Annotated in this window: 23 protein-coding genes and 2 tRNA genes; 11 read left to right on the top strand and 14 right to left on the bottom strand. The window is 44.0% G+C overall.

Annotated elements, in window-relative coordinates:
• Positions 1 to 62: 62 nt before the first annotated feature.
• From MTR11_RS07330 to MTR11_RS07320, 3 genes are read left to right on the top strand one after another with little or no spacing between them, the layout of a single operon-like run.
• Positions 63 to 3,230, top strand: a complete 3,168-nt coding sequence (locus MTR11_RS07330) for a response regulator (RefSeq protein WP_395205182.1) — start codon at positions 63 to 65, stop codon at positions 3,228 to 3,230.
• A gap of 9 nt (positions 3,231 to 3,239) precedes the next feature.
• Positions 3,240 to 3,716 carry a hypothetical protein gene (locus tag MTR11_RS07325; protein WP_243327221.1) on the top strand — a complete coding sequence of 159 codons (477 nt, stop codon included), beginning with the start codon at positions 3,240 to 3,242 and terminating at the stop codon, positions 3,714 to 3,716.
• 1 nt (position 3,717) lies between these two features.
• Positions 3,718 to 4,809 carry an outer membrane protein gene (locus MTR11_RS07320; protein ID WP_243327220.1) on the top strand — a complete coding sequence of 364 codons (1,092 nt, stop codon included), beginning with the start codon at positions 3,718 to 3,720 and terminating at the stop codon, positions 4,807 to 4,809.
• 44 nt (positions 4,810 to 4,853) lie between these two features.
• On the opposite strand, the gene MTR11_RS07315 is transcribed toward MTR11_RS07320, so the two are convergent.
• The 5 genes from MTR11_RS07315 to MTR11_RS07295 all read right to left on the bottom strand — a co-directional run bounded on the left by MTR11_RS07315 (position 4,854) and on the right by MTR11_RS07295 (position 7,569).
• Positions 4,854 to 5,468 (bottom strand): sugar O-acetyltransferase, encoded by a 615-nt coding sequence (locus MTR11_RS07315; RefSeq protein WP_243327219.1) that lies wholly within the window; start codon positions 5,466 to 5,468, stop codon positions 4,854 to 4,856.
• Positions 5,469 to 5,676: 208 nt separating this feature from the next.
• Positions 5,677 to 5,988 (bottom strand): hypothetical protein, encoded by a 312-nt coding sequence (locus MTR11_RS07310; protein ID WP_005393448.1) that lies wholly within the window; start codon positions 5,986 to 5,988, stop codon positions 5,677 to 5,679.
• A gap of 208 nt (positions 5,989 to 6,196) precedes the next feature.
• Positions 6,197 to 6,631, bottom strand: coding sequence for a DUF962 domain-containing protein (locus MTR11_RS07305; protein ID WP_012841889.1), 435 nt, complete (start codon positions 6,629 to 6,631; stop codon positions 6,197 to 6,199).
• Between the two features lie 77 nt (positions 6,632 to 6,708).
• Positions 6,709 to 7,062: an MmcQ/YjbR family DNA-binding protein gene (locus MTR11_RS07300; RefSeq protein WP_005393450.1), complete on the bottom strand. Its 354-nt coding sequence runs from the start codon at positions 7,060 to 7,062 to the stop codon at positions 6,709 to 6,711.
• Positions 7,063 to 7,086: 24 nt separating this feature from the next.
• Positions 7,087 to 7,569 carry a MarR family winged helix-turn-helix transcriptional regulator gene (locus MTR11_RS07295; RefSeq protein WP_005393451.1) on the bottom strand — a complete coding sequence of 161 codons (483 nt, stop codon included), beginning with the start codon at positions 7,567 to 7,569 and terminating at the stop codon, positions 7,087 to 7,089.
• A 110-nt stretch (positions 7,570 to 7,679) separates the two neighbouring features.
• Between MTR11_RS07295 and MTR11_RS07290 the strand changes: the two genes are divergently transcribed.
• Positions 7,680 to 8,567 (top strand): DMT family transporter, encoded by an 888-nt coding sequence (locus tag MTR11_RS07290; RefSeq protein ID WP_243327218.1) that lies wholly within the window; start codon positions 7,680 to 7,682, stop codon positions 8,565 to 8,567.
• 173 nt (positions 8,568 to 8,740) lie between these two features.
• On the opposite strand, the gene MTR11_RS07285 is transcribed toward MTR11_RS07290, so the two are convergent.
• A complete protein-coding gene (locus MTR11_RS07285; RefSeq protein WP_243327217.1) occupies positions 8,741 to 10,237 on the bottom strand; it encodes an EAL domain-containing protein in 1,497 nt (498 codons plus the stop codon).
• Positions 10,238 to 10,625: 388 nt separating this feature from the next.
• Between MTR11_RS07285 and MTR11_RS07280 the strand changes: the two genes are divergently transcribed.
• Positions 10,626 to 11,072, top strand: a complete 447-nt coding sequence (locus MTR11_RS07280; protein WP_046874876.1) for a DUF3291 domain-containing protein — start codon at positions 10,626 to 10,628, stop codon at positions 11,070 to 11,072.
• A gap of 222 nt (positions 11,073 to 11,294) precedes the next feature.
• The gene (locus MTR11_RS07275) at positions 11,295 to 11,591 is read left to right on the top strand and encodes a YkgJ family cysteine cluster protein (RefSeq protein ID WP_074191235.1); all 297 of its coding nucleotides are present in this window, start codon (positions 11,295 to 11,297) and stop codon (positions 11,589 to 11,591) included.
• A gap of 138 nt (positions 11,592 to 11,729) precedes the next feature.
• On the opposite strand, the gene MTR11_RS07270 is transcribed toward MTR11_RS07275, so the two are convergent.
• From MTR11_RS07270 to hppD, 8 genes are all read right to left on the bottom strand, one after another.
• Positions 11,730 to 11,806, bottom strand: a tRNA-Val gene (locus tag MTR11_RS07270).
• 32 nt (positions 11,807 to 11,838) lie between these two features.
• Positions 11,839 to 11,915, bottom strand: a tRNA-Val gene (locus MTR11_RS07265).
• A gap of 179 nt (positions 11,916 to 12,094) precedes the next feature.
• Positions 12,095 to 12,433 (bottom strand): hypothetical protein, encoded by a 339-nt coding sequence (locus tag MTR11_RS07260; RefSeq protein ID WP_046874875.1) that lies wholly within the window; start codon positions 12,431 to 12,433, stop codon positions 12,095 to 12,097.
• Positions 12,434 to 12,553: 120 nt separating this feature from the next.
• Positions 12,554 to 13,213, bottom strand: a complete 660-nt coding sequence (locus tag MTR11_RS07255) for a DUF2726 domain-containing protein (protein WP_104971617.1) — start codon at positions 13,211 to 13,213, stop codon at positions 12,554 to 12,556.
• A gap of 194 nt (positions 13,214 to 13,407) precedes the next feature.
• Positions 13,408 to 14,076, bottom strand: coding sequence for a maleylacetoacetate isomerase (gene maiA / locus MTR11_RS07250; RefSeq protein ID WP_164666142.1), 669 nt, complete (start codon positions 14,074 to 14,076; stop codon positions 13,408 to 13,410).
• 21 nt (positions 14,077 to 14,097) lie between these two features.
• A complete protein-coding gene (locus tag MTR11_RS07245; RefSeq protein ID WP_170902090.1) occupies positions 14,098 to 15,135 on the bottom strand; it encodes a fumarylacetoacetate hydrolase family protein in 1,038 nt (345 codons plus the stop codon).
• Positions 15,136 to 15,144: 9 nt separating this feature from the next.
• The gene (locus MTR11_RS07240; protein ID WP_031780345.1) at positions 15,145 to 16,275 is read right to left on the bottom strand and encodes a homogentisate 1,2-dioxygenase; all 1,131 of its coding nucleotides are present in this window, start codon (positions 16,273 to 16,275) and stop codon (positions 15,145 to 15,147) included.
• On the bottom strand, positions 16,268 to 17,341 hold the full coding sequence (hppD, locus tag MTR11_RS07235) for a 4-hydroxyphenylpyruvate dioxygenase (protein WP_005377835.1): 1,074 nt from the start codon (positions 17,339 to 17,341) through the stop codon (positions 16,268 to 16,270). Before hppD ends, MTR11_RS07240 begins: the two co-directional genes overlap by 8 nt.
• A 539-nt stretch (positions 17,342 to 17,880) precedes the next feature.
• Here hppD and MTR11_RS07230 point away from each other — a divergent pair.
• The 5 genes from MTR11_RS07230 to MTR11_RS07210 all read left to right on the top strand — a co-directional run bounded on the left by MTR11_RS07230 (position 17,881) and on the right by MTR11_RS07210 (position 23,863).
• Complete coding sequence (locus tag MTR11_RS07230) at positions 17,881 to 18,987, top strand: M20/M25/M40 family metallo-hydrolase (RefSeq protein ID WP_243327216.1); 1,107 nt, start codon at positions 17,881 to 17,883, stop codon at positions 18,985 to 18,987.
• A gap of 264 nt (positions 18,988 to 19,251) precedes the next feature.
• Entirely contained in the window at positions 19,252 to 20,862 is a 1,611-nt protein-coding gene (locus MTR11_RS07225; protein WP_243327215.1) for a peptide ABC transporter substrate-binding protein, read from the top strand.
• Positions 20,863 to 21,006: 144 nt separating this feature from the next.
• Entirely contained in the window at positions 21,007 to 21,927 is a 921-nt protein-coding gene (gene oppB, locus MTR11_RS07220) for an oligopeptide ABC transporter permease OppB (protein ID WP_243327214.1), read from the top strand.
• A gap of 9 nt (positions 21,928 to 21,936) precedes the next feature.
• Entirely contained in the window at positions 21,937 to 22,869 is a 933-nt protein-coding gene (locus tag MTR11_RS07215) for an ABC transporter permease subunit (RefSeq protein WP_005377839.1), read from the top strand.
• Positions 22,870 to 22,879: 10 nt separating this feature from the next.
• Complete coding sequence (locus MTR11_RS07210; RefSeq protein ID WP_243327213.1) at positions 22,880 to 23,863, top strand: ABC transporter ATP-binding protein; 984 nt, start codon at positions 22,880 to 22,882, stop codon at positions 23,861 to 23,863.
• Positions 23,864 to 23,872: the final 9 nt, after the last annotated feature.

Raw genomic sequence — 23,872 nt, 5'->3', positions numbered from 1 at the left:
TCTAACATTTGAGATAGGTAAACTACACTTTTCATATCAACTCTTTGGATATGGAAACGCGTGTGGTCGGGATATTTGCTTGGAACAACCTGTCTGTAAAGCAGAAACTTTTTGGATTGGTCCTACTACCAATATTATTGTTATTGCTTCTGGCGGGCAAACATGTACAAAACCTCTCTATCCAAGCTCAAGAACTTCAAAAAGCACAACTCTTCTCCCAATATATAGATCGTGTTTCCTCATTGTATTATTTGACGAGCGATCCAAAGGTCGCGAATAACGCTCAAGAAACCCGCCAACTCGTTCACACTTTACAGGAGATAGCTTCACCTGTTTTTGGTGACAATGCCGATATATTAAATCAGCTCGCGAATTTCGAAGAAGCAACACTGTCAATGCTCTCGTCCAATAATACAGAAGATAAGTTAGATGCTGCTGAGTGGCGTGCCGACACATTCAAAGAGATTCTTTTGAGTTTGGATAGAGTCTACTTCAGCCATGTAAGTTATGAAACCAACACTCACCTCTCCTCATTGATGCAGCTTGAGTGGTTAATGTTTTGGTCAACAGAAGAACATAGACTCAGCAAATACTTAGTGGAATCCACAGAACAGGGGCAGATGTACGATCCAGCTATCCAAGCCAGTATCCAATCATTAATCCAGAACCAACAACTGCTGTTCGAACGTTTTGTCACACTTAATGCGAATAAGCAGCAAGTCAACCTCCTCATCGAAACCTTTACCGATAATGTGTTTGTTAAAAGCCAAGCATTTCGAACCAATTTGTTGCAGCCAACAAACCTTAGCGTGTTGACCCCCGCTCAAATAGATGACGGGTTGTCTGCGCTTTATAAACGCTTAAGTTTATTACGTAACGTTGATGACCAGATGGAACGACAACTTGTTGAGGATATAACCAAGACGATCAGTGAAACAACACAGCACCGCATTGGCTTCATTGCGCTAATGAGCCTCGTGACATTGCTGGTCGTGAGTTTAACCCTGAGGTTAGTGCGCAAGGTCACTGGCAACTTGAATTTAGTCCTCGAATTCCTAAGTCGAGACACTTACGAAGAGGACAACAATGAAAACTCACCACTGACAGAGTTGACCAAAGGGAAAGATGAACTCAGTAAGTTTGCTAAAGAGGTAAAAAAACTGAGTTACGAACGTGAGCAGTCAAGACAAAAGTTAACTCAAGCCAAAGAAGATGCTGAAAAGGCGAAAGATGATGCCATCGAGGCAAGCAAAGCCAAAAGTAGCTTTCTGGCGAATATGTCTCATGAGATTCGAACCCCTTTAAACGGCGTTATTGGCATTTCAGAAGTTTTGTCAGACACGCCGCTAACGGCGACACAACGTGATTATGTCGACACGATAGAAACCTCCTCGCAATTACTGTTGAGCTTAATAAATGACGTTCTGGACTTCTCTAAAATTGAATCTGGTATGTTGCTTATCAGCCCTCATTCAACCTGCGTTCGTGAATCCATCTACGATATTGCTTCTATTATTTCCCCGAAAGCGAAAGAAAAAGGCATCGATGTTCAAGTCAGCATCAGCCGCAATACGCCCTATCACGTTATGTTGGATGATCACCGTATACGCCAAATTATGATGAACTTCATGTCCAATGCCGTAAAGTTCACCGAACAAGGTAGCGTTGAACTCTCTGTCATCACTAGAGAAATCAAAAATGGTGAAGCGAGTATCGAGTTTTCAGTCAAAGACTCAGGGATCGGTATTGATGAGCAGCAACAAAAGAAGATATTTGCTCCTTTCGCCCAAGAAGATAACTCCACCACCCGACAGTTTGGAGGGACAGGGCTCGGGCTTGCAATTAGCACGCAGCTGGTAGAGTTGATGGGCGGTGAGATTCAGCTTGAATCCGAGAAAGGCAAAGGTAGCCGATTTTTCTTCGAACTTACGGCTCCAATTGTGACTCAAGAGTTCAATGGCTATCACTCCCTTAATCACAACGATATATGGATAGTTTGCAACAACCCTACTTTGGAGCAAAAGCTGCGTGACGAGTTGAGCTTTTTCCACATCAATGTTCAGCAATCAGTAAATACACTGGATGCTCTGCCAACGTGGATTGATAACGAGCGCATCGTTGTTATCAACGTAGAAACTTCTCCAAATACCACAGCCAAACATCTAGGTGAAATGAAAAGACTTTGCATGCAAAATGTTCGAGTGTGTCTTATTAAACACCTTCATAGTGCCCAACGTGATTTTGGTAACAGCATTAGTGCATTGGTCACTCAACCCCTCTTAGGACAGCGCTTAGTAAAAGCACTTGAAACTTGTGCTGCAAACTTCCCTCAAGCAAACCAGGAGAACACGACAACACCCAATGCTAAGACTCTCCCAAAAATCTTGGTGGTCGACGACAACACCGTCAATCAAAAAATCGCTGGATTACACGTCACAAAAGCGGGCTTCGACTTTGATATCGCCGTAAACGGAGAAGAAGCCTTAGATATGTTTCAACAGAATCAATACAGCTTAATCTTAATGGATTGCATGATGCCTGTGATGGATGGGTTTGAAGCAACCAGAATGATCCGTCAAATTGAAGCAAAAGAAAAACGGACGATCAGAATCCCAATTATCGCGCTAACAGCAAGTGTAGTCGATGATGACATTCAAAAGTGTTTTGATGTTGGAATGGATGATTATGTGCCCAAACCTTTTAAAGCGGGTTTGTTGAAAGAGAAATTAGATAAAGCCATTGGACTACGCATTTCCAATATTGCTTCTGATGAAAAGCGACTGGCAACAAACACCACTCACACTCCTGAAAAAACCTCGCATGCTGAACAATCAGAAGCGACCGTGACGCCTATTCGCTCAGAACGGATTTTGCTCGTCGAAGATAACAGAGTAAATCAAAAAGTCGCTTCGCTGCTTTTATCCAAAGCAGGTTATCAATTTGAAGTGGCCGAAAACGGACAGGTTGCGGTCGAAATGTTCCAAAAAGATGGTGGGTTTGACATCATTTTGATGGACTGCATGATGCCGATCATGGATGGGTTCGAAGCCTCACGACAAATACGCGCCTATGAAGCAAGTAAAGGTATTCCTAAGACTCCCATCATCGCGCTAACGGCGAGTGTTGTGGATGATGACATTCAACGCTGCTTCGATTCAGGCATGGACGCTTATGTACCCAAGCCTGTTCGTAGAGAAAAGCTGTTGTACCAGATTGAAAATGCGATATAGGTAGCGATGATGAGCGGCGACATTTCTCTCCTCTGTTTTCTTTTGCGCTGCATAAAACGCTACCTATTCATTGTTGTTTTCCTTCTACCCATAGATAGTCAAGTACTTGCTGCAGAGAGCTACGCCGTTTTCTCGTTTAATAGTGAGTTCTCGCCCCTAACCATCAATAAAGCGCGAAAGTTGTACAGAGGAAAAACGCAACTCTTACATGGGCAGAGAATTGAGCTATCTGACTGGCCAGCGACATCAGCGGAGAGAGCGGAGTTCTATCGCTACCTTCTCAATAAAAACTTGGCGCAAATGAACGCGCACTGGGCGAGCTTGTCTTTTTCAGGCAAAGCGAGACCACCCAAAGTGATTGCAAACTCTAGCATTGATGCGCTGATCACTTGGATGCAAGAAAAGCCCAATCGGATTGGTTATGCCCCTGCTTCGAGCGTGCCTGGAAATGCTCGTATTTTGTGTGTGGTGAGCTCGGAGGATTAATATGAAAAAATATTTGACCATGTTATCACTGAGTGTTGTCGCCTTTCCGAGCTTAGCCACCATTGAGTTATCAGATCACCTGTCTTTGAGTGGTTTTGGTTCGACATCTTGGTCTAAGTCCGATAACTCTACAACGGTTCTCGTCAACCGCTTTATTCATGATGAAGCCTGCTACGATTGTGACACAACCTTCGGCCTGCAGCTTGATTACTTTTACAAGGCATTTCGAGCATCCGCACAAGTAGTCAAGCGTCCGCAAGATCATTGGAGCTCGCCCCAATTAGAGTGGGCATATTTAGCTTATACCTATAAAAATGTAGAGATACGTGGGGGACGATTGAGGCTGCCGCTGTTTTTGATGTCTGAGTATAATTATGTCGGTCACGCTTTTACCCAAGCTCGACCACCAAATGAAGTGTATGACAGCATATTAGGCATCACCGCTTACAATGGTTTATCCATTCGCTGGAATCACGACCTCAATGAGCAAATCATGCTTACTGCAATGCCGTTTATAGGGTTTAAAGACAGCAGTGATGTCACCCTCAACGAAGATACTGAACTGAAGATCGAATCAGACAACACAGCCGGAATAAACTTAACACTCAGCGGAAATGCCTACCGTTTGAACTTTTCTTATCTACATGGCGATTATGACCAAACTACGGTTCTCTCCAATACCAAGCAATCCACACCAGAAGGGGGAGCCATGTTAATTGACCGCTTGGTTCTAAAAGAAAAAGGCAACACGATTGACCAGTTTTCTCTAGGAGTAAGGTATGAGCTTGATAACCTTGTGATAATGGCTGAAGGACAAAACAGCAACATTTCCTCCTCTTGGTACGCAACAACGAGTTACAACGTGAATAAATTGACCCCCTACATAGTTTACGGCCAACAGTTTAATAGCAGTGATACAAAGAATGGGGACAGCTATCTGTTTGGAGTGAGATACGACCTAGATTATAACGTGTCACTGAATGCTGAATGGCAAAAGTTTAACGCCCACAATAACGATACTGGCGCGTTTTCATCAATACCAGAAGATAACAGCGCCAATCTTTACACCCTGATGTTAAATTTCGTTTTTTAACTTTTCTATACTGACACCGTATAAACCGTGGGCATTTACCTTTGTTATCGTTGATACATGTTGTGCGTGATTTGACGCTCTTTGTAATAGAATTCTTTGTCATGTTCGCCTATCTCTCGCAATACACGACACGAGTTCCCTACCGCAACAACATTACTTGGAATATCTTTTGTTACCACACTACCGGCACCAATTACGCTGTTTTCTCCAATCTTGACGCCAGGCAATACCACTGAGTTAGCGCCAATCCATACATTATCACCAATATGAATAGGGATATTGAATTGCGCAACTTCTCTTCTGAGCTCCGGTTCAACCGGATGGCCTGCCGTTGCTAGTGTCACATTGGGCCCAATCATGACACTATTGCCAATGTAGATATATGTATCATCGACTAGGGTTAAGTTAAAGTTTGCATACACGTTATCACCAACGTATGTATGCCTCCCCCAATTCGCCCGAAGCGGCGGCTCAAAATAGCAGTTGTCGCCAACAGCGCCGAGCAAACGTCGTAATATTTCTGTACGCTTTTCAGATTCAGAAGGCCGAGTTTGATTGTAATCGTAAAGAACTTCTAAACACTGTGTTTGCTGCTCGACTAACGCTTCATCATTACAAAAATATATTTTCTGACTATGAAGCATTGATTCACTATCCATAATATCCTCCGTTCTATCTGCCCAGTAGCTTCAGGCTGCTGGAACACCTCGCAATACAAGTTCCTGTCAAGATTGGCTAACAGAATGCATGATGTCGTTTTTTACAATAAGTTTAATGACATGCTTGCGAGGCCTAACGCAAAATACCGAATAAGTTGAAAGAAATATGTGAATCAGACGATTAAATAACACAAAGATCGATGCAGAGTTAGCTTTGTTTATCTCGATTCATTTTCAAGCGCTTTTCTTTACGTCGTAACGCTCGGAAAAACTTCGACTCCTCGTGATACCAGCCGATAACACTAACCGGGAAGCCCACTAGCATCATGATAAAAAGATCCGCGGGCAGCTGCTCCAAAATATCACTCAGGGAGTGCAGCTCACCAAAAATGAATAAACCAATGACTTTACCAAGCAATAGTGCGCAACAAATCATAAAAAAAGACTTCATGATGTAATGCCATTTGCCTTTTTTACGCTCTTCTCGCCAATAGGCATATTTATGTTGTCGGTCGTACATTTATCCCCCCAAGTGACAATGTCACTAGCCAAAAACATTCAGGCAAAGTAACGGCTTTAGCTGCACTCTAATGATAGTGTGAATCAGAAGCGAATGCTTGTCATGGCAATGAGAAAGCGGCACATCATGCTGCGCATTTTACGACCTTATGGACGCTAGCATGATCGTGCAATACAGAGAGATATCAGCTTGTTAATTACGGAGTGAGTTAATGTTTTCGGAACACCCAAATTGGACCAATAAGAAGAAACTGCAAATCTTCGAAAAAAGACGGTTTCTTCCCTTCTATTTTGTGACCAATGAACTGCAAGATCCACAGGACACCGAATAGGAGCATCGAAATATGCAGTACGGGCAGCGCCAATACCTCCAAAGACCATATCAGGCCGATGCACGCTAATGTATACCCTAACATCATCATAAAGACGCTGAGAGACAAACGAAAATAGAAAACCCATACCGGTATGACAGCAATCCAGACCCAGTTAAACTCGAAACCCAAGATGGAGATTTGAGGAATTGACCAAATTAGACCGACCACAGATAGGTAAATACCCGGAACTGCGATTGTGTGAATCTTTTGGTTGATGGGGTTTTGATGGCTCTCCCCATATTCTTTTAGCCATTCAGATAATGCTCGCATATCATTCCTACTTTTCCGCCTACTTATTCTTATATAGCTTGAGGATGGAAAAGGTGCGAATTTTTCTGTAATAGCTATTACTGACCAAGCAATGCTCGTTGCACTTTTGGTAGTTTGGCAACGACGAGAGTATAAGAGCGTTCACATAAATCCTGAATCAATCCATCTTCCACATCACCATTAAAATAAACCGTTATCCAGTGACGCTTATTTAGGTGATAACCAGGAGTGATGTCCGTAAACTGCGATGTTAAGACTTCTCCATCTTCTGGTTTTACTTTTACGCTGACATACTCCCGACCGTTTCTCTCTGCAATAATCGCAAACATTTTACCTTTGATTTTGTATACAAGCGCTTCTGGCCCAAATGGGAAATCACTCTCTGCACACATAAAGGTACTTAAATAACCTTCTAACTCTTTGCTTCTCATTCCGTCCCACCCTTCCTGTATCTTTTACTCAAACAAAGGCAATAGTAGTCTTAACGCCTGGTTAACCTGCGCTTTCTCATTGCCTTCTAAACCATGTAGCAGCGATTGCTGAACGTCCACATGCTCTAAGATCAACTTGTCAATTAAGGTTAAGCCCTTTTCAGTTAACTCAACGGTGACACTGCGTCTATCTTCTTTACTGTGTGTTCTGGTAATAAAGCCTTTCTTCTCGAGTTTATCTAATCGGTTCGTCATCGCGCCCGAAGTGAGCATCATCGAATCAATTAGCGCTGAGGGAGTAAGGCAATATGGTGAACCTGCTCGGCGAAGTGTCGCCAACACATCAAATTCACCCATCTTAAGATCGTACTTCTTATGTAGGTCAGCGACCCGACACTCCATGTGCTTAGCAATTCGCATTAGCCGACCCATAATTGCCATCGGTTCAGTGTCGAGCTCTGGCTTCTCCTTAGCCCACTGCTCTACCACTCTATCAATTGCGTCCATGGTTTCTCTCCAAACGTCATTTAATTTTTATTTTAACATAAAGATACTTTACAAAAAGTAACCTTACCGATATCTTTACAATTAATTATCTCAACGTAAAGATATTTAACATGAACATTTTGCTTGCAATGATCCCGGCTTTTTTTTGGGGGACAACTTATGCTGTTACTCAGTTTACGCTTCCGGACTGGCCTCCCGTTTTACTTGGTGCGCTAAGAGCATTGCCTGCGGGTCTTTTGTTGCTCGCAATAAAGCCATCTTCCCCGAAAAAGAGTGAATGGAAAGTGCTGCTTGTTTTAGGAACTATCAACATCGCTTGCTTCTTTGGTCTCATTTTTGTCATGGCGTTGACGCTTCCTTCTGCGATCTCAGGTGTAGGTATGGTATCAGTGCCCGTTTTTGCGATGCTGTTTGGCTGGGTAGTCTATAAGCGCCAGCCAAGCGCAATACAGGCAATAAGTGGAGCGACTTTGATTGCTTTGGCTTGGTTCTTATTTGATCCTAGTTCTATTTCGCTCAACCCTATGGGTTTGCTGGCGATGATCTCCGCCATCATGTGTATTGTGGTAGGCAGTAGCGTAACGAAATCACTAGGAACGAAAATGCATTGGTGGACAGTATTAACATGGCAGCTCATTTTGGGTGGTGTGATTATGTCTGTCGCAACAAGCGTGCTAGCAATAAACAATCCAGAGCCATACGTTACAGCCATTCAAAACTTATCAATGACGAACACCCTTGGGCTGCTGTGGGTGATCATTCTGAACACTGCATTAGGCTACGGCATGTATGTTTGGCTATTGCAGCGTATGTCGGTCGTTGACTTTACTTTTGGTGGCATTGCCAACCCCGTTGCGGGCATTGTGTCAGGTTTGCTGCTATTAGGTGAGACTTTCACCCCTCTCCAATACAGCTTGATGCTAGGGATGATTGTTATGTCATTGCTCCCTCAATTGATCGCTTCATTAAAAACCAAAAAAGCCGCCCTTTCTTCCTAAGTAAAATCCTAACGCCCGATGCTAAAATCGGGCGTTCATATTCTCTGTAAACTCTGTTTGAATTCTAAGACTTCAACAGGTTTTTTATGGAACAGTGAACCCAAAAAGGTTCAGCAATAAAAAAGGTGCCGAAAGACACCTTTAATAATGAATACGCCCCATTATGCCTTGCTTTAAGTCATCACAAGGTTGTTAATAGGCTCTGGTTTAGCGTAGACATACCCTTGAATAAGGTAAATAGAATGCTGAGCCAAATACGCGACTTGAGCCTCGCTCTCTACACCTTCTGCAATCATCTCACATTCCGCTTTCTTTGCTGCCGAGACAATAGAATCTAACACTTTCAATTTTTGGTCATCAGAGCCTATTGGATCGATGAACATCTTATCCACTTTTAAGCATCGGATACCCAGATCTTGCAAATAAGAAAAGCCGCCATACCCAGTCCCAAAATCGTCAATTTTGAACTTGTAGCCTTTACTCGCCAGATACAAAATCTCTTTTTTCGCTGCCTCTGTATCTTTTACAGGAATTCGCTCGGTCAACTCAAAATGCACTCTCTTCGGACATGGCCAATTCAGTTCTGACAGTAACTTAGTGAGTTCACCTGATTCTAAATGGGAAGAAACAATATTGATGCTGACCCACACATGCTCAGGTAATACACTAAGATCTTGTATGATTTTACGAATAAGCTGATTCGTCATTGGGACAATCAGACCACTTTCTTCTGCAGCGCCAATGAACATGTTTGGCGACACCATACCCTCACGACGAGACCACCGAATCAGTGCTTCATACCCCACTGTCGCACCATCACGGCTATCGACAATCGCTTGGTAATAAGGGACAAATTCCGCATTATTAATCCCATTCTGGATCAAGCCTTTGATAGACTTTCTCAAGCTCTTACTGGACACATATACAAACGCAAAAGCCAGCCCCATAAGCACACTGACTAGGCCTCCCCATAGAAAGACTCTTTCCTGAGCATAGCTCTTCAGTTTCTCGCCACTGTGTATTTTGATGAGCATATTGGCTTGAGAATCAGCCGAGAAGAATAACTCCTTTGAAACTGCCGCTTCTTCTGCTGCAATGGCTGGTTTTCCTCGACTTATTGTTAAATCTCCAAATACAGGCTCATCATATATAAACTCGACGAACAAACAGTCTTCACAAGGCGTTTTGATCACTTCTTTAACCCAACTATTATCGAGAACCCAGATAACTTCGACATGTTCATTTTCATAAATGACCATCCACTCAACTTGATCTTGGTGTTCCGGTAAAATAAGTGATACAAAAAAGTTTTCGCCAAGCTGAAATCGTTGCGCATTGGATAAATGAGATACTTCGCGACCAATCGTGGAGCATGTTTTACCGTCATTCGTTTCCATCGCAATAAAACGGATGTAACGATTATAAAAACGTGGGTCGCGTAATGTTCTAACATCACTATTACTGCACGTGAAATCTAACTGCGAAACCTGCTTTACAATCGCCTCATCCAAATACATGGATCGTTGGTGTAAATAATCGACATAGGTGTCTATTTTAGTCTCTTTGATATAGCTGATGTAAAAATTGGCTATTGAATTAAAAGCCACAACAAAAACTGCAATGGGAACTAGGCCAAGCAAAATGGCATTTCTTGTTATCTTTGTAATCAAAGTTCCTCCTAACGTTCAGCCAAACAACTTAAATTAAAGAGTGACATGAACACTATCTCACGTTCACACACCAAAAAGTGAGGATCGAATCTCAATAAGAAGTATAGAAGCGCAAGGCTTGCCACAGAAAATGAGAGTACTGCTGCATATCCAAGATAGCAACTCTCTTGAGTGAGACTTACCGACGATAATCGCGAGAAAAGAGGGGCTTGTGCTCAACATAACCAATGTATAAAACGACTTTTTTGCCATCCAATGACTCGCCACAGTCACTAACTTTCTAATTGACCTTTGAAGGCACTAGCAACACACTGCATGATAAAATAGGAAAAGCTACTTAGAGCTTTTTACCAGCATTACAGGCTTATCGACCAGGGAGGGTCATGAAATGAAATTAGCTCAATTAAATATTGCGCTTGCTAAATACCCTTTGGATGCACCAGAAATTAAAGAGTTCGTAGACAATTTGGACTTAATTAATGGTATAGCTGAAGAAAGTGAAGGCTTTATCTGGCGTCTAAAAGACGACTCCGGCGATGCAACAAGCATTAAATTATTTGATGACCCGAACATGATTGTAAACATGTCTATTTGGGAAAGTACTGACTCACTTAAAAACTTTATGTTTCGTACCGGTCATAGAGATTTCATGCGCCGAAAAAGCGAATGGTTTCATCGTTTAGCGGAGGATAGCTATGTTCTGTGGTGGGTAGAAGACGGTTATATACCAACACCACAAGAAGCCTTGTTACGCCTTCAGCATTTGCGCGAAAACGGAGATACGCCATTTGCTTTCACATTTAAAACAAACTTTACAGAAGCAGATCTTGTGTAAAGTACGTGTATAACAAAAAATCGCGTTCAAATTTATACTGACTATAAGGTTAATTGGTGTGAATCACTGTCAGTTCGACCGACTTACTCGGAAAGGCGCGCAAGTGAACGCATAAAATGCGTTCACTAGGTTTACCATTCATAGGGTTTTCTATTTTAGAAATAAAGTTCATTCGTGTTAAATTTACGGTACCATGCACAATTGACCAAATTGTAGTTATTCATGATTATACCAACTAAAACTCCCTCTCCCCTGCCCTCTGATGTATCTTGCTCTAACTGTAAGGCTTGTTGTTGCCGTCTCGAGGTTATGATTATTTCAGATACTGGCGTACCTGAAGAGTTTATTGCACGTGACCAGTATGGAGGCGAAACCATGATGCGGCTAAATGATGGTTGGTGTGCAGCTTTAGACAGAGACACATTAATGTGTACGATTTATGAAAATAGGCCTTGGATTTGCCGCGAATTCGAAATGGGCTCCAATGAATGTTTAGATGAACGAGTTAAATTCTTGTAAAACCACTCAAATTTACACTGATGGCAATGCAGAGTATTTGTAGAAAGTGTGCAAAGGAAAAGTAAGGTGTTTAAATCTGAGTATCAACAAATTATGAATACAAAAAAGCCCACCGTTTGGTGGGCTTTTTCTAAAATTTGGTGGGTCCGGGCGAACTCGAATCGCCGACCCCTACCATGTCAAGGTAGTACTCTAACCAACTGAGCTACGGACCCAAATTTTGTGTTCCTAACCATTCAATTCAGAATGGTGCGTCCGAGTGGACTCGAACCACCGACCCCCGCCATGTCAAGGCGATACTCTAACCAGCTGAGCTACGGACGCATTTCTCTGGAACGACGAGGATATTAGCTATAAGCGAACGACGGTGCAAGCACAAATTTGCCAACTTTGAACCGTTTGGCGAAAATGTAAACTCAACACGCGTTTTCAGATGATTTTATCGACAAGGACTGGGCCTGTAGGGTTTAAAAGTGTGATCTATATAACTTTTATTATCTCACTTAATTGTCGTAAGGTACTTCACTGAGCATCCAAATCTGTAAGGTTTGCGATACATTGGGGCAAGTACCAAACAAAATCTGATATTTAGGTTTAAATGGTTCGCCGATATAGGTTGTACGGATCAACTCTCCTGTTTTAACATCCACTTGAGTGCTCACCCTGCCTTTGAAGTTTTGAAATATAACAAACTGCTCACTGTGGTAAACCATTTGCTCTCGGTAAAACAAGAAATGATCTTGGGGTGTCTCCGTTAACTCACACTCCAGTGGTTTCAAATTAGGTATCGCACTAACATTAGATGCGATGAACAACGCTGACAAAATCCATCCGTATCGCATATGGCTTCCCTATTCTGCACTCTTTTTCAAAGTATAGGTCTTGCCTTGGGGACTGATACAAAAAAGGCTTTGATTATCTCGAATCAAAGACTCATCCGTTTTGCTGTTCAACTGTCGTCTTTAGTCGTCCGAATCAAACACCACATTGTAATTCTCGGTGTAAGTACAATTTGGTTGGCGGCTGCAAGTAAAGAAGCGTCGACCTTTGAATTCACCTTGGCTTGCGGTTTTAATGATCATCGGACTGCCGCATTTTTTACAAAAGCGTACTTCCTTGTCAGGCTCAATCAAATCAATGTGTGCAGCAAGCAAACGACGTAATCGCCCGACTTGATAACTGTGCTTTACAGAAGCGCCGATTAAAGGCAGGTTGGCCGTCTTACAAACATGAATCAGTAACTTTTGTCTTTCTACCTTGCCCTTGCTTAACTCTTGCCCGTTATCCAATTCAACGATCACACGCGGCTCTAGCGTCCTAGGATCACAAATAACGTAATCAAAATAACTTCGAGATATGCGATTGTTCGCGACAAAAAACTGCTTCTTATTTTTGATTTCTTTTGGCGTAACCAAACTGGACATGTTTACTTTCGCGAATACTACGGCATGCTCCCCTACCGCCGCTCTTAACGCATTATAGAACGCACCCTCTTGACCTCTGAGCAGAGGACCTTTCGAGCGATAAGGATAATCACGCGTGTCGTCGTGCTTAATCACGTACTTTTGAATAACAAAGAAGAATAAAACCAGAAGAACAACAATGATAAAAATGTTGGTCATAAATAAAGTGCATCCAAAACAACTCGTTGCTCAAAGCGTAAATGGAAATGCTATGCAGAGCAACAAAACCTCGCAATTTTGAGGAGCCACTACGATAGCGTGATACAGAAAATTTGACTCCCCAATAAAAACGAGCCAATCACACACTCGGATTGGCTCGTTTAAATTTTGTTAATACATTATGATGCTAAGAATCAACTATTAGCGTCTGGCTGATTCTCTGGCATCGCATCAATAAATGCAGGCAGTTGATTGCATGCTTGCACAACAGCGTTAATGGTTGGGTAAAGAGAAGTATCTACACCAAAGCGTTGTGCGTTATAAAATTGTGGTACCAGACAAATATCGACAATAGATGGCGAGCTTGTCAGGCTAAACTTACAATCACCATTTAGTTTACGATGCTTCTGAAGTTTCTCTTCTAATGCTGCAAAACCTTTGTGGATCCAGTGATGAATCCAAGCGACTTTGCGCTCTGGCTCGCAAGCTAACTCCCCCTCTAAATACTGTAGAACTCTCAAGTTATTCAGGGGATGAACCTCTATTGCAATATCCTGAGCCAAAGCTAGTGCTTGATATCGAAGCGGCGTTTGCTCGGGGATCACAGTGACATCCGGATAGTGTTCTTCTAAGTATTGAATGATGACCAGTGACTGGGTTAACTGAACCTCCCCATCCACCAGTACAGGAACCAGTTCAGAAGCGTTTAATTCATGGTACTCGTCACTGTGTTGTTCGCCACCATTGCGCACCAAGTGTACCGATTTTGAATCATACGATAACTCTTTAAGATTCAAACAAATACGCACACGATACGCCGCTGAAGACCGCCAATATCCGTACAAAACCATGCTATCGCTCATATCGTCTCCCAACTGGCGCTCTTAATGCTTGAGATATTGGCTAACTTGTTGGTCAATCGAGCCAAAGATGTTGTTGCCATCCGCATCGAACATTTCCAGTTTGATTGAGTCGCCAAACGACATGAAGTTAGTCGACGGTTTACCATCACGAATGGTTTCAATCATACGAACTTCCGCGATACATGAATAGCCAACGCCACCCTCCTCAATCGAAGTGCCATGTTCGGTGCCTTGCTTATTAGATACCGTGCCAGAACCAATAATCGCCCCAGCAGATAGCGGGCGCGTTTTAGTCGCGTGAACAATTAAGTCTGCAAAATCAAACGTCATATCGATACCCGCATTTGGGCGACCAAACGGCTTGTGGTTGTAGGTCGAGACCAGTGGTAAATGCACTTTGTTTTCGTACCACGCATCGCCTAGTTCGTCAGGTGTTACTGCCACCGGAGAAAACGCAGAAGAAGGTTTAGATTGGAAAAAACCAAACCCTTTAGCTAATTCTGCGGGAATTAGGCCACGCAGTGAGACATCATTCACCAGCATGATCAAACGAATCGACTCCTGAGCCTCTGCAACACTTGCGCCCATCGGGACGTCACCAGTTACCACAGCAACTTCGCCTTCGAAATCAATACCCCATTCATCACTGGCAAACTCGATGTTGTCACAAGGACCAATAAAGGCATCAGAGCCTCCTTGGTACATCAACGGATCCGTCCAAAAACTTTCAGGCATTTCAGCGCCGCGAGCTTTTCGAACCAACTCAACGTGGTTTACGTAAGCACTGCCATCAGCCCACTGATAAGCGCGAGGAAGCGGCGACTCGCAGTAATGCGCTTCAAACTCTTCATACCCTGCGACCGTACCGTTGTTCAGTGCGACGTACAGCTCTTCCAGTTGCGGTGCTAGCGCATCCCAGTTATCAAGTGCCACCTGCATCGTCGCTGCCAAATTCATTGGGTGGAAAATTTCTGTCGCAGGTACGCAGCGCGTTAAGTCTTTGCTCACGACCATCAACAAACCGTCACGAGTGCCATTTTTCTTGGTTGCTAATTTCATCCTTGCCTCTTACTTCTCTTGCCAGCTATAGACGTATTCTTTGTTTTCTACTTTTTCCAGTTCATCCGAGAACTGAAGCGCGTGGCGCGTATCTATCATCACCGCGACTTCGTCGGTAAAAGTCTTCTTATGCTCTCGCCCTGCTTTGAAAGCTTTCGGGTGAGGACCATGTGTAAAACCTGCTGGATGGAATGTCACCATACCCGCTTCAATGTTGTCACGACTAAAGAAGTCACCTGCATGGTAGAACAAGACTTCGTCATAATCGTCATTGTTGTGATAGAACGGTACTTTGAGCGCTCCGGGATCACTTTCAATCGGACGAGGAACAAAGGTGCACACCACAAATCCTGCTCCTACAAATGTAGTATGTGCAGAAGGCGGTAAGTGGTAACGATGTGACATAAGTGGACGAATATCACGCCAGTTCACTTTTACTACCGCCAAATCACCATGCCAGCCAATCGCATCCAACGGGTTGAATGGGTAAGTGATAACACTGACTTTATCGTGCCGTTTCACCTGAACCTGTGTTTGATTCTCAGAATATTGATCACGGAACTGATCGTTGATCGACGGCGTTTCCAAAACCGCTGGATCAAACACCGCGTGGTTTCCAACCATGCCTTTTTCGGGCAATGTATAGGCCGCATCGGTGTTTTCGATCATCAAAATGAACATCGGCTCGCTTGGTTCTAAACGCCAGCTCGTTGAGCGCGGGATCATGACATAATCCCCTTCGCTCACTTTCAAATGACCATAATCACAGTAGAGATCTGCCGTACCTTGGTGGATGAATAGCAGTTCGTCGCCATCAGCGTTTCTCACCAAGAAGTCCATTTTTTCATCCATACGCCAAACACGAACTTTACAATTCGCGTTGTGTAATAGATGCGGGACTGCCCAAGGGGTAATATGGCTGGCTTTCTCGACTAGATTAAAATCGAACGCTCGTGGACGTAGCTCGCCCTCCCACTCAGACCACCCCGTTGGGGCATGTTGATGATGGAAATGTGTTGCGGGGCCGAAGAAGCCACTTCGACCTGCCTCACGTTCATAAATTGCCTCTTCCGGGAAGTCAGCATGCGCTTGTTTAGAGCACACTCCCTCCCGGTGAGGGAATGTGATCCATTTATGCATCGCTCAATACTCCTCGGCGAATTTGGTCTTCTTCTATCGATTCAAACAACGCTTTGAAGTTACCCTCGCCAAAGCCTTCATTGCCTTTACGTTGGATGATTTCGAAGAACACAGGGCCGATAACGGTTTGAGTAAAGATTTGTAGCAAGATGCCATCTTTCGTTGGTGCACCATCAATAAGAATCTGCAAATCACGAAGCTTGCTTACATCTTCACCGTGGCCTTCAACACGCTGATCGACTTTCTCGTAATAAGTATCTGGCGTTGGCATAAAGTCCATGCCTCGCTCACGCAAGGTTTTGACCGTTTCGTAGATGTCGTCAGTGGTCAATGCGATGTGTTGAATACCTTCGCCATTGTATTCACGGATAAACTCTTCAATCTGTGATTTATCATCTGACGACTCATTGATAGGAATTCGGATTTTGCCGCAAGGTGCGGTCATCGCACGGCTGACAAGACCAGTCAGCTTACCTTCGATATCGAAATAACGAATTTCGCGGAAGTTACCAATGCGCTCATAGAAACCAGACCAGACATCCATGTTGCCTTGCTTAACGTTGTGCGTTAAGTGGTCGATTTCGTAAAGACCAACATTCGCTTTTGATAAACGCTCATCAGCATCATCATAAAAACGAAAATCGACATCATAAATACTCTGCTTTCCATAACGGTCGACAAAATAAAGCAAGCTTTCACCGATGCCATAAATAGCAGGAATGCTTAGCTCCATCGGCCCAATTTCCGTTTTATATTCTTTACCGCCATTCTCTAATGCATGCGCCAGAGCAACGGTGGCGTCTTTCACACGAAATGCCATGCCACAAACCGACGGACCGTGAACTTTGGCGAATCCCTCAGCTTGGCTATGCGGCTGCGCATTCACAATAAAGCTAATGTCACCTTGTCGATATAACCACGCTTCTTTTGAGCGATGCTTTGCAATCTCCGCAAAACCTAACGATATAAACAGATCTTTAAGCTGTTGAATGCCTTTGTTGTCAGCAGCGGTATATTCAACAAACTCAAATCCGTCTGTTCCTAGTGGGTTATATGCATCAACCATGACTTTCTCCTTGTCTCAGTAGCTTTTGTTTGGACTTATTTTTCTAACTTGGCGCAGGTCTTGAGAAATTGGAATACGTGGGGAGAAATCTTTATCTTGGCGATTTTTACGCATGATTGTAAAATATATGTTACACACAGAGAGCGCATCGAACCCACTTTCTTAAACATCAAACAAACTGCTTATTTTCAATATATTAGATTGATATTTTCGGCTTTACGCCAACACATAAAATGTAAACAAGTTGTTACCTTGGCATTTTATCTTGGCAACGTAGCTCAAAAAGTAAAAGAGGGATAGAAAGCCTATTGCCCCCTATTTCTATCTGCTTCATTCATTTGGTCCTGCAAAACATCAAAAGTAATGTTTCGTGACGCTTCATACAGTTCGAAAGGCTCATCGGTCAGAATCGTGTCATGGATACCCCTTTATTGATTCACCTCAGTTTTATTCAAAAGTAACTATGCCATAAGTGGTGCTCTGTTCCCTATCGAGCCGAGCCACAAGGCTTCACGCTCGATCAGAAAAAGAGACATCTAATGACAAACATCAATCAAGAACGCTTAGTTGAACACTTTTGCCAACTAGTACGTATCGACAGCGAATCAAAAAACGAAAAACAAATTGCAGAAACACTGGCAGAACAGCTAGGCGAGCTAGGCTTTACCGTACGCAAACTTCCAGTACCTGAGCACATTTCTAACGGTTTTAACGTGTACGCCCGTTTAGACGGCAAAAAAGACGGCTCTATTCTAATGAGCTGTCATATGGATACGGTCACTCCAGGTATTGGCATTGAGCCACTCATCGAAGACGGCGTTATCCGTTCAAAAGGCAATACGATTCTTGGTGGCGATGATAAATCTGGTATTGCTGCCATCATGGAAGCCGTTCGTTGTATTCAAGCGGAAAACCGTGAGCACAAAACGTTAGAACTTGCTTTCACCGTGTATGAAGAAGGCGGTTTATTCGGTTCACAATACTTCGATATGTCACACGTCACTTCAACGGAAGCAATCGTGTTAGATACGGGTGGCCCTATTGGCACCATTGTGACCGCAGCCCCAGGCCAGCAAAAGATCATGGCAAAAATCAAAGGTCGACCAGCACACGCAGGGCTTGCGCCAGAAGAAGGCATCAGTGCGATCATGGTGGCGGCAGATGCCATCAACCAAATGAAGCTGCTTCGAATCGACGAAGAAACGACAGCCAACATTGGTATGGTTAACGGCGGTCAGGCCACAAACATTGTTATGCCTGAATTAAAAATCGTGGCAGAAGCACGCTCCCTGAATGGCGATAAACTAGATGCTCAGGTCAATCATATGATCTCAACATTAGAGTCTGTCTGTAAAAAACACGGTGCAGAAGTCGAAATTGAATCTAGCCGAGCCTACGACGCTTTTGTTATTGAAGAAAACCACCCACACGTAAACGCTATAAAAGCAGCGTTTTCAGAGTTGGGAGTTGACGCCTTCACAAAAGGCACTGGCGGCGGTAGCGATGCCAACAACTTTAACAAGAAAGGTCTCACAACGGTCAACCTTTCAACTGGCATGGCAAAAGTACACACGACAGAAGAGTTTATCGCGGTAAGTGATATGGTCAAAATCACTGAGTTCGTAAAGCACTTCCTAGTCAGTTAATGTCGTGCCTTTTGAAGAGCAGACTGACTATCTTCCCCTTCTAGCCTGTGCTTGAAGGGGATTTTAATTTGTATCTAAGTAAAATTACTTCCCGTCATGCCAACTTGATATCAGATCTTCAAAGAAATTCCCCTAGCTCACTTTTTGAGACCAGACAGCTCAATACCCGACACCCTGTTACAGTAATGTTAAAACTCGATTGTGTGGACAATTTATACAATATACATTTCTAGCATCTTTCAGGATGAAAAGAGTGAGACAAGGATGAAATTACCTAAGTTGCTTTTGTTAGCGTCGATGATGAGTCCAATACTGGCAACATCAAGCTATGCCGTGCCGCATCCCGCAGGTGTGACCCTCGATGAGATACAAGAAATTACGCTAAACAATGGAGCTGAAGTTACTTCTATTGACCCAGCCAAGCAAGCCGCAGAGCCCGCTTTTAATCTCGGTCGAGACCTGTTTGAAGGTCTGGTCATTCAAGATAAGCAAGGTAAAACCATTCCTGGTGTTGCTGAGTCTTGGTCAGTCAATGACAACAATACGGTTTATACCTTCCACTTACGTGATGCAAAATGGTCAAATGGCGAAACGGTCACTGCACAAGATTTTGTCTACAGCTGGCAACGCTTACTGAATCCAAGCACTGCTTCACCCTACGCTTGGTTTGCGGCCATTCCAAATATCGAAAACTCGCAAGCCATTATGAAAGGCGACGCCGCACCCGAGTCTTTGGGCGTGAAAGCGCTGGATGAAAAAACGTTCCAGGTAACACTCGAAGAGCCTATTCCCTTCTTTACGAAACTATTAAGTCATCCAGTGCTTGCCCCCGTTCACAAAGCGACCGTAGAAAAATATGGCAACCGTTGGACCCAGCCTGAGCATATCGTTACAAATGGTGCGTTTACTGTCTCTGAATGGAAAGTTAACGAAAAACTGGTGATGGTTAAAAATCCACATTATTGGGACGCAAGCAATGTAGTGCTGGAAAAAGTCACCTGGCTACCAATTGGTGATGCAAACGTAGTGCTAAACCGCTACCTAGCTGGTGAGATAGACCAAGCGGTTTCCATTCCTGCCGCCCAGAAGAAAAAGTTAATTCAACAACGCCCACAAGAAGTGGCAAGCACCAGTGCGTCTCTTGGCTCCACATTCTATTACCTCAACACTCAACAAGGGCCAACAAAAGACGTGCGGGTCCGTAAAGCCCTCTCATATGCCATTGACCGTCAACTGTTAACGAGTGCTATCTTGAGAAACGGTGGGGTTCCAATGTATACCCTTGTGCCCCCTCAAACAGATGGTTTTAAATCTCACACTCCTGAGTTCGCAACTTGGAACCGCCATAAACGTATCGAAAAAGCGCAGCAATTACTGTCAGAAGCTGGATACGATAAAAGCAATCCGCTTAAGTTAACGTTTACCGTACCAACTTTCTCGATGGACGTAAAAATGGCAACAACCATGGCAGGCATGTGGAAAAGCCGATTGGGTGCGCAAGTCACGATAAAACAGCTAGAACCGAAAGTGTTCTACGCACTTAAAGAGCCAACCGACATTACTCGCGGCGGCTGGACGGCCGACTACAATGAAGCCTCTACGTGGTTAGATATCTTTGTTTCTAATGGCGAGTACAACGATTCTCGTTATAACAACCCGCAATACGACGAGTTAATGGCTCGTTCAAAGACCATGAGCAATCCATCAGAACTGTATCTACAAGCAGAAAGCATGCTGATTGAAGACATGGCCATTATTCCTATTTATCGTCCGGGTAACGATCAATACCTCATCAAGCCTTATGTGGGCGGCTACGAACTGACAAACCCTGAGTCGTCGTATTACCGCAAGAATGTCTATGTGAAAGCCCACTAAAAGCATGTTTTCGGTCTGAGTCGGCAAGTTCAATGTTTACTTGTCGTTCCTCATATCTCTCGGTGAAGAAGGCAACCTGAGCTCAGACCATTTTTTATTCATAACCGTTCGAAGTGATTTCGGATGACCAAAGGATGATGGATCATGATTTGGTACATTGTTAAGCGATTAGCTATCGCTATCCCCACGCTTCTATTCATCGCACTCGTATCATTTTGGCTGATGCACATTGCACCAGGGGGACCATTTGATATGGAACGGCCTATGCCAGAAGTGGTGCGTGCGAATATTGAAGCAAAATTCCATCTGGACCAACCTTTCCTTACTCAGTTTTGGATTTACATTGGTAATTTCATACAAGGAGATCTCGGTCCGAGCTTCGTTTATCAAGACTTCAGTGTTACACAGCTCGTCGCACAATCATGGCCAGTTTCAGCAGTATTAGGCGTACTCTCTTTTTGTATCTCCGTTCCACTTGGCATGTTAGTTGGCACCATTGCGGCATTGAACCGAAATAGCCGCCTAGATTACGGCCTGATGACACTTTCGATGACTGGAGTTGTAGTTCCAGCGTTCGTGCTTGCTCCAGTTTTAGTCATGATTTTCGCTATTCAGCTTGGCTGGTTCCCTGCTGGTGGTTGGGAAGGAGGAAAGCTGGCTTTTCTTGTTCTTCCCGTGCTCAGCTTAGCGATTGGCTCCATTGCGAGTATTGCACGCGTCATGCGTGGCGCAATGATTGAAACGCTCAACCAACCATACATTCGAACGGCAAAAGCCAAAGGTTTGTCCACAACCTACATTTTATTCCATCACGCTTTGCGACCATCCTTGATTCCCGTCGTTGCGATGCTCGGCCCTGCGTTTGTGTCTGTCGTGACAGGCTCGGTGATTATCGACATTTTCTTTGGTACAGGTGGCATGGGACAACACTTTGTGTCTGGAGCTCTCAACCGCGACTACGGCCTAGTAATGGGCATTACTCTGATTGTCGCTTCACTCACTATCTTCTTTAACCTTGTGGTCGACTTGCTATATACGATTATCGACCCTCGTATACGCGTTTAGGAGTCCGGCATGTTAACGATCAAAAAACTGGATACACAAGCTCTTCAAGATCAAGTCGTCGACAATATTGAAGCCGTCGAAGGTCGCAGTCTTTGGCAGGATGCATGGACTCGATTTCGTAAAAACAGAGCCGCGATGACATCAGTGTATGTTTTGGCGTTCATTACCTTATGCATCACTTTCGGCCCCTCTCTTGCCGCTTTTGGCCATGATGAAATTGACTGGGAAGTGCTCATCGATCCATACGAGCTAGGAAAACCTTCACTGAGCAGTGGTCATTACTTTGGTACCGATGATCTCGGGCAAGATGTCTTTGCTCGCACGATGCAAGGCGGCAGGCTCTCTATTTTGGTAGGTTTTGTTGGCGCCTTAGTCGCCGTTGTTATTGGTACGATTTGGGGAAGTATTTCCGGCTATCTTGGCGGCGTTGTCGATAGCGTAATGATGCGCATTATTGAGGTGCTCGATTCGGTGCCATTTATGTTTATGGTTATCCTGTTTGTTACCCTTTTTGGCAACAACATCTACCTGATTTTTATCGTGATCGGAATGGTATCTTGGCTGGGCATTGCCCGTGTTGTACGTGGTGTCACCTTCGGTCTCAAAAAGCGAGAATTCATCGAAGCCGCACACTCTATTGGGGTTTCTAAATTGACAATTGTCCGACGCCATGTTCTGCCTAATGTGCTTGGTATCGTGATGGTTTATTCCTCCCTAATGGTGCCTGGATTCATTATGTTCGAATCGTTTTTAAGCTTCTTAGGGCTTGGTGTTCAACCACCGGATACAAGCTGGGGGATCCTGATTTCCGAAGGCGCAAAAACGATTGACGTTGCATTGTGGATGCTGCTTTTTCCCTCTCTGTTTTTAGTTGCCACCCTCTTTTGTTTTAACTTCATCGGTGATGGCTTGCGTGATGCTCTTGACCCGAAAGACCGATAAGGACAAACCCATGCTATCTATTGAAAACATGAACGTGCGCTTCGATACGCCAGATGGGCAAGTGCAAGCGGTCAGTAATCTCTCCTACTCGATTAAAGCAGGCGAAACTCTTGGAATTGTTGGAGAGTCAGGTTCGGGAAAAAGCCAGTCTGTCTTCGCGTTAATGGGGTTAACCGCGGATAACGGCGCTGTGTCTGGCAGCGCGATGTTCCACGATGATGATTTACTCGCGATGTCGAAAAAACAGATCAACCGCATCCGAGCAGAGAAAATCGGAATGATCTTTCAAGATCCGATGACGTCACTCAATCCATTCATGAAAATTGGCAAACAGCTTTGTGAAGTTCTCATGATTCATAAAGGAATGAGCCGAAAACAAGCAAAAATTGAATCGATTCACATGTTGGATGCGGTGCGTATTCCCTCTCCCGAAACTCGGATGAACCAATACCCTCACGAATTATCTGGCGGAATGCGTCAGCGAATCATGATAGCGATGGCATTGTTGTGTAAGCCCGAGTTGTTAATTGCAGACGAACCAACCACCGCGTTAGATGTGACCGTTCAGGCTCAAATTTTGACGCTATTACGAGACTTACAACAAGAGTTCAACACGGCAATTTTACTGATCACTCACGATATGGGCGTCGTCGCCGAGATGTGTGATCGCGTATTGGTTATGTATGGTGGTCAAAAAATGGAGCAATCCGATACCGAGACATTGTTCGCTCAACCTGCGCACCCCTACACTCAAGGCCTGCTAAAGGCGATTCCTTCCATCACTGAAGATATGCCGCGTTTACCAACCATCCCAGGTAACCCACCAAGTGCGTTGATTAACCATCAAGGGTGTCCGTTTAGAGAGCGGTGCGAGCATCGAGAGACGCGTTGCCAACACGAAACCCCACTGTTTTCCCCATTAAACACGAGCCAGTCCATTGCCTGTCACGTTAACGCACCCAGTGTTATCACTCCTATTCAAATAAAAGCTTAAGGAGGCATT

The organism is Vibrio sp. CCB-PB317 (genome assembly GCF_022808245.1).
In the GTDB taxonomy this organism is placed as follows: Bacteria; Pseudomonadota; Gammaproteobacteria; order Enterobacterales; family Vibrionaceae; genus Vibrio; species Vibrio diabolicus.
This window is presented reverse-complemented; position numbering and strand designations above follow the sequence as displayed.

Coding starts and splice junctions, on each gene's coding strand:
- MTR11_RS07225 (WP_243327215.1), top strand. CDS start 19,252: ATGAAATTACCTAAGTTGCTTTTGTTAGCGTCGATGATGAGTCCAATA.
- MTR11_RS07320 (WP_243327220.1), top strand. CDS start 3,718: ATGAAAAAATATTTGACCATGTTATCACTGAGTGTTGTCGCCTTTCCG.
- MTR11_RS07280 (WP_046874876.1), top strand. CDS start 10,626: ATGAAATTAGCTCAATTAAATATTGCGCTTGCTAAATACCCTTTGGAT.
- MTR11_RS07210 (WP_243327213.1), top strand. CDS start 22,880: ATGCTATCTATTGAAAACATGAACGTGCGCTTCGATACGCCAGATGGG.
- maiA (WP_164666142.1), bottom strand. CDS start 14,076: ATGAGCGATAGCATGGTTTTGTACGGATATTGGCGGTCTTCAGCGGCG.
- oppB (WP_243327214.1), top strand. CDS start 21,007: ATGATTTGGTACATTGTTAAGCGATTAGCTATCGCTATCCCCACGCTT.
- MTR11_RS07240 (WP_031780345.1), bottom strand. CDS start 16,275: ATGCATAAATGGATCACATTCCCTCACCGGGAGGGAGTGTGCTCTAAA.
- MTR11_RS07305 (WP_012841889.1), bottom strand. CDS start 6,631: ATGCGAGCATTATCTGAATGGCTAAAAGAATATGGGGAGAGCCATCAA.
- MTR11_RS07310 (WP_005393448.1), bottom strand. CDS start 5,988: ATGTACGACCGACAACATAAATATGCCTATTGGCGAGAAGAGCGTAAA.
- hppD (WP_005377835.1), bottom strand. CDS start 17,341: ATGGTTGATGCATATAACCCACTAGGAACAGACGGATTTGAGTTTGTT.
- MTR11_RS07290 (WP_243327218.1), top strand. CDS start 7,680: ATGAACATTTTGCTTGCAATGATCCCGGCTTTTTTTTGGGGGACAACT.
- MTR11_RS07245 (WP_170902090.1), bottom strand. CDS start 15,135: ATGAAATTAGCAACCAAGAAAAATGGCACTCGTGACGGTTTGTTGATG.
- MTR11_RS07215 (WP_005377839.1), top strand. CDS start 21,937: ATGTTAACGATCAAAAAACTGGATACACAAGCTCTTCAAGATCAAGTC.
- MTR11_RS07230 (WP_243327216.1), top strand. CDS start 17,881: ATGACAAACATCAATCAAGAACGCTTAGTTGAACACTTTTGCCAACTA.
- MTR11_RS07260 (WP_046874875.1), bottom strand. CDS start 12,433: ATGCGATACGGATGGATTTTGTCAGCGTTGTTCATCGCATCTAATGTT.
- MTR11_RS07255 (WP_104971617.1), bottom strand. CDS start 13,213: ATGACCAACATTTTTATCATTGTTGTTCTTCTGGTTTTATTCTTCTTT.
- MTR11_RS07315 (WP_243327219.1), bottom strand. CDS start 5,468: ATGGATAGTGAATCAATGCTTCATAGTCAGAAAATATATTTTTGTAAT.
- MTR11_RS07300 (WP_005393450.1), bottom strand. CDS start 7,062: ATGAGAAGCAAAGAGTTAGAAGGTTATTTAAGTACCTTTATGTGTGCA.
- MTR11_RS07295 (WP_005393451.1), bottom strand. CDS start 7,569: ATGGACGCAATTGATAGAGTGGTAGAGCAGTGGGCTAAGGAGAAGCCA.
- MTR11_RS07325 (WP_243327221.1), top strand. CDS start 3,240: ATGAGCGGCGACATTTCTCTCCTCTGTTTTCTTTTGCGCTGCATAAAA.
- MTR11_RS07275 (WP_074191235.1), top strand. CDS start 11,295: ATGATTATACCAACTAAAACTCCCTCTCCCCTGCCCTCTGATGTATCT.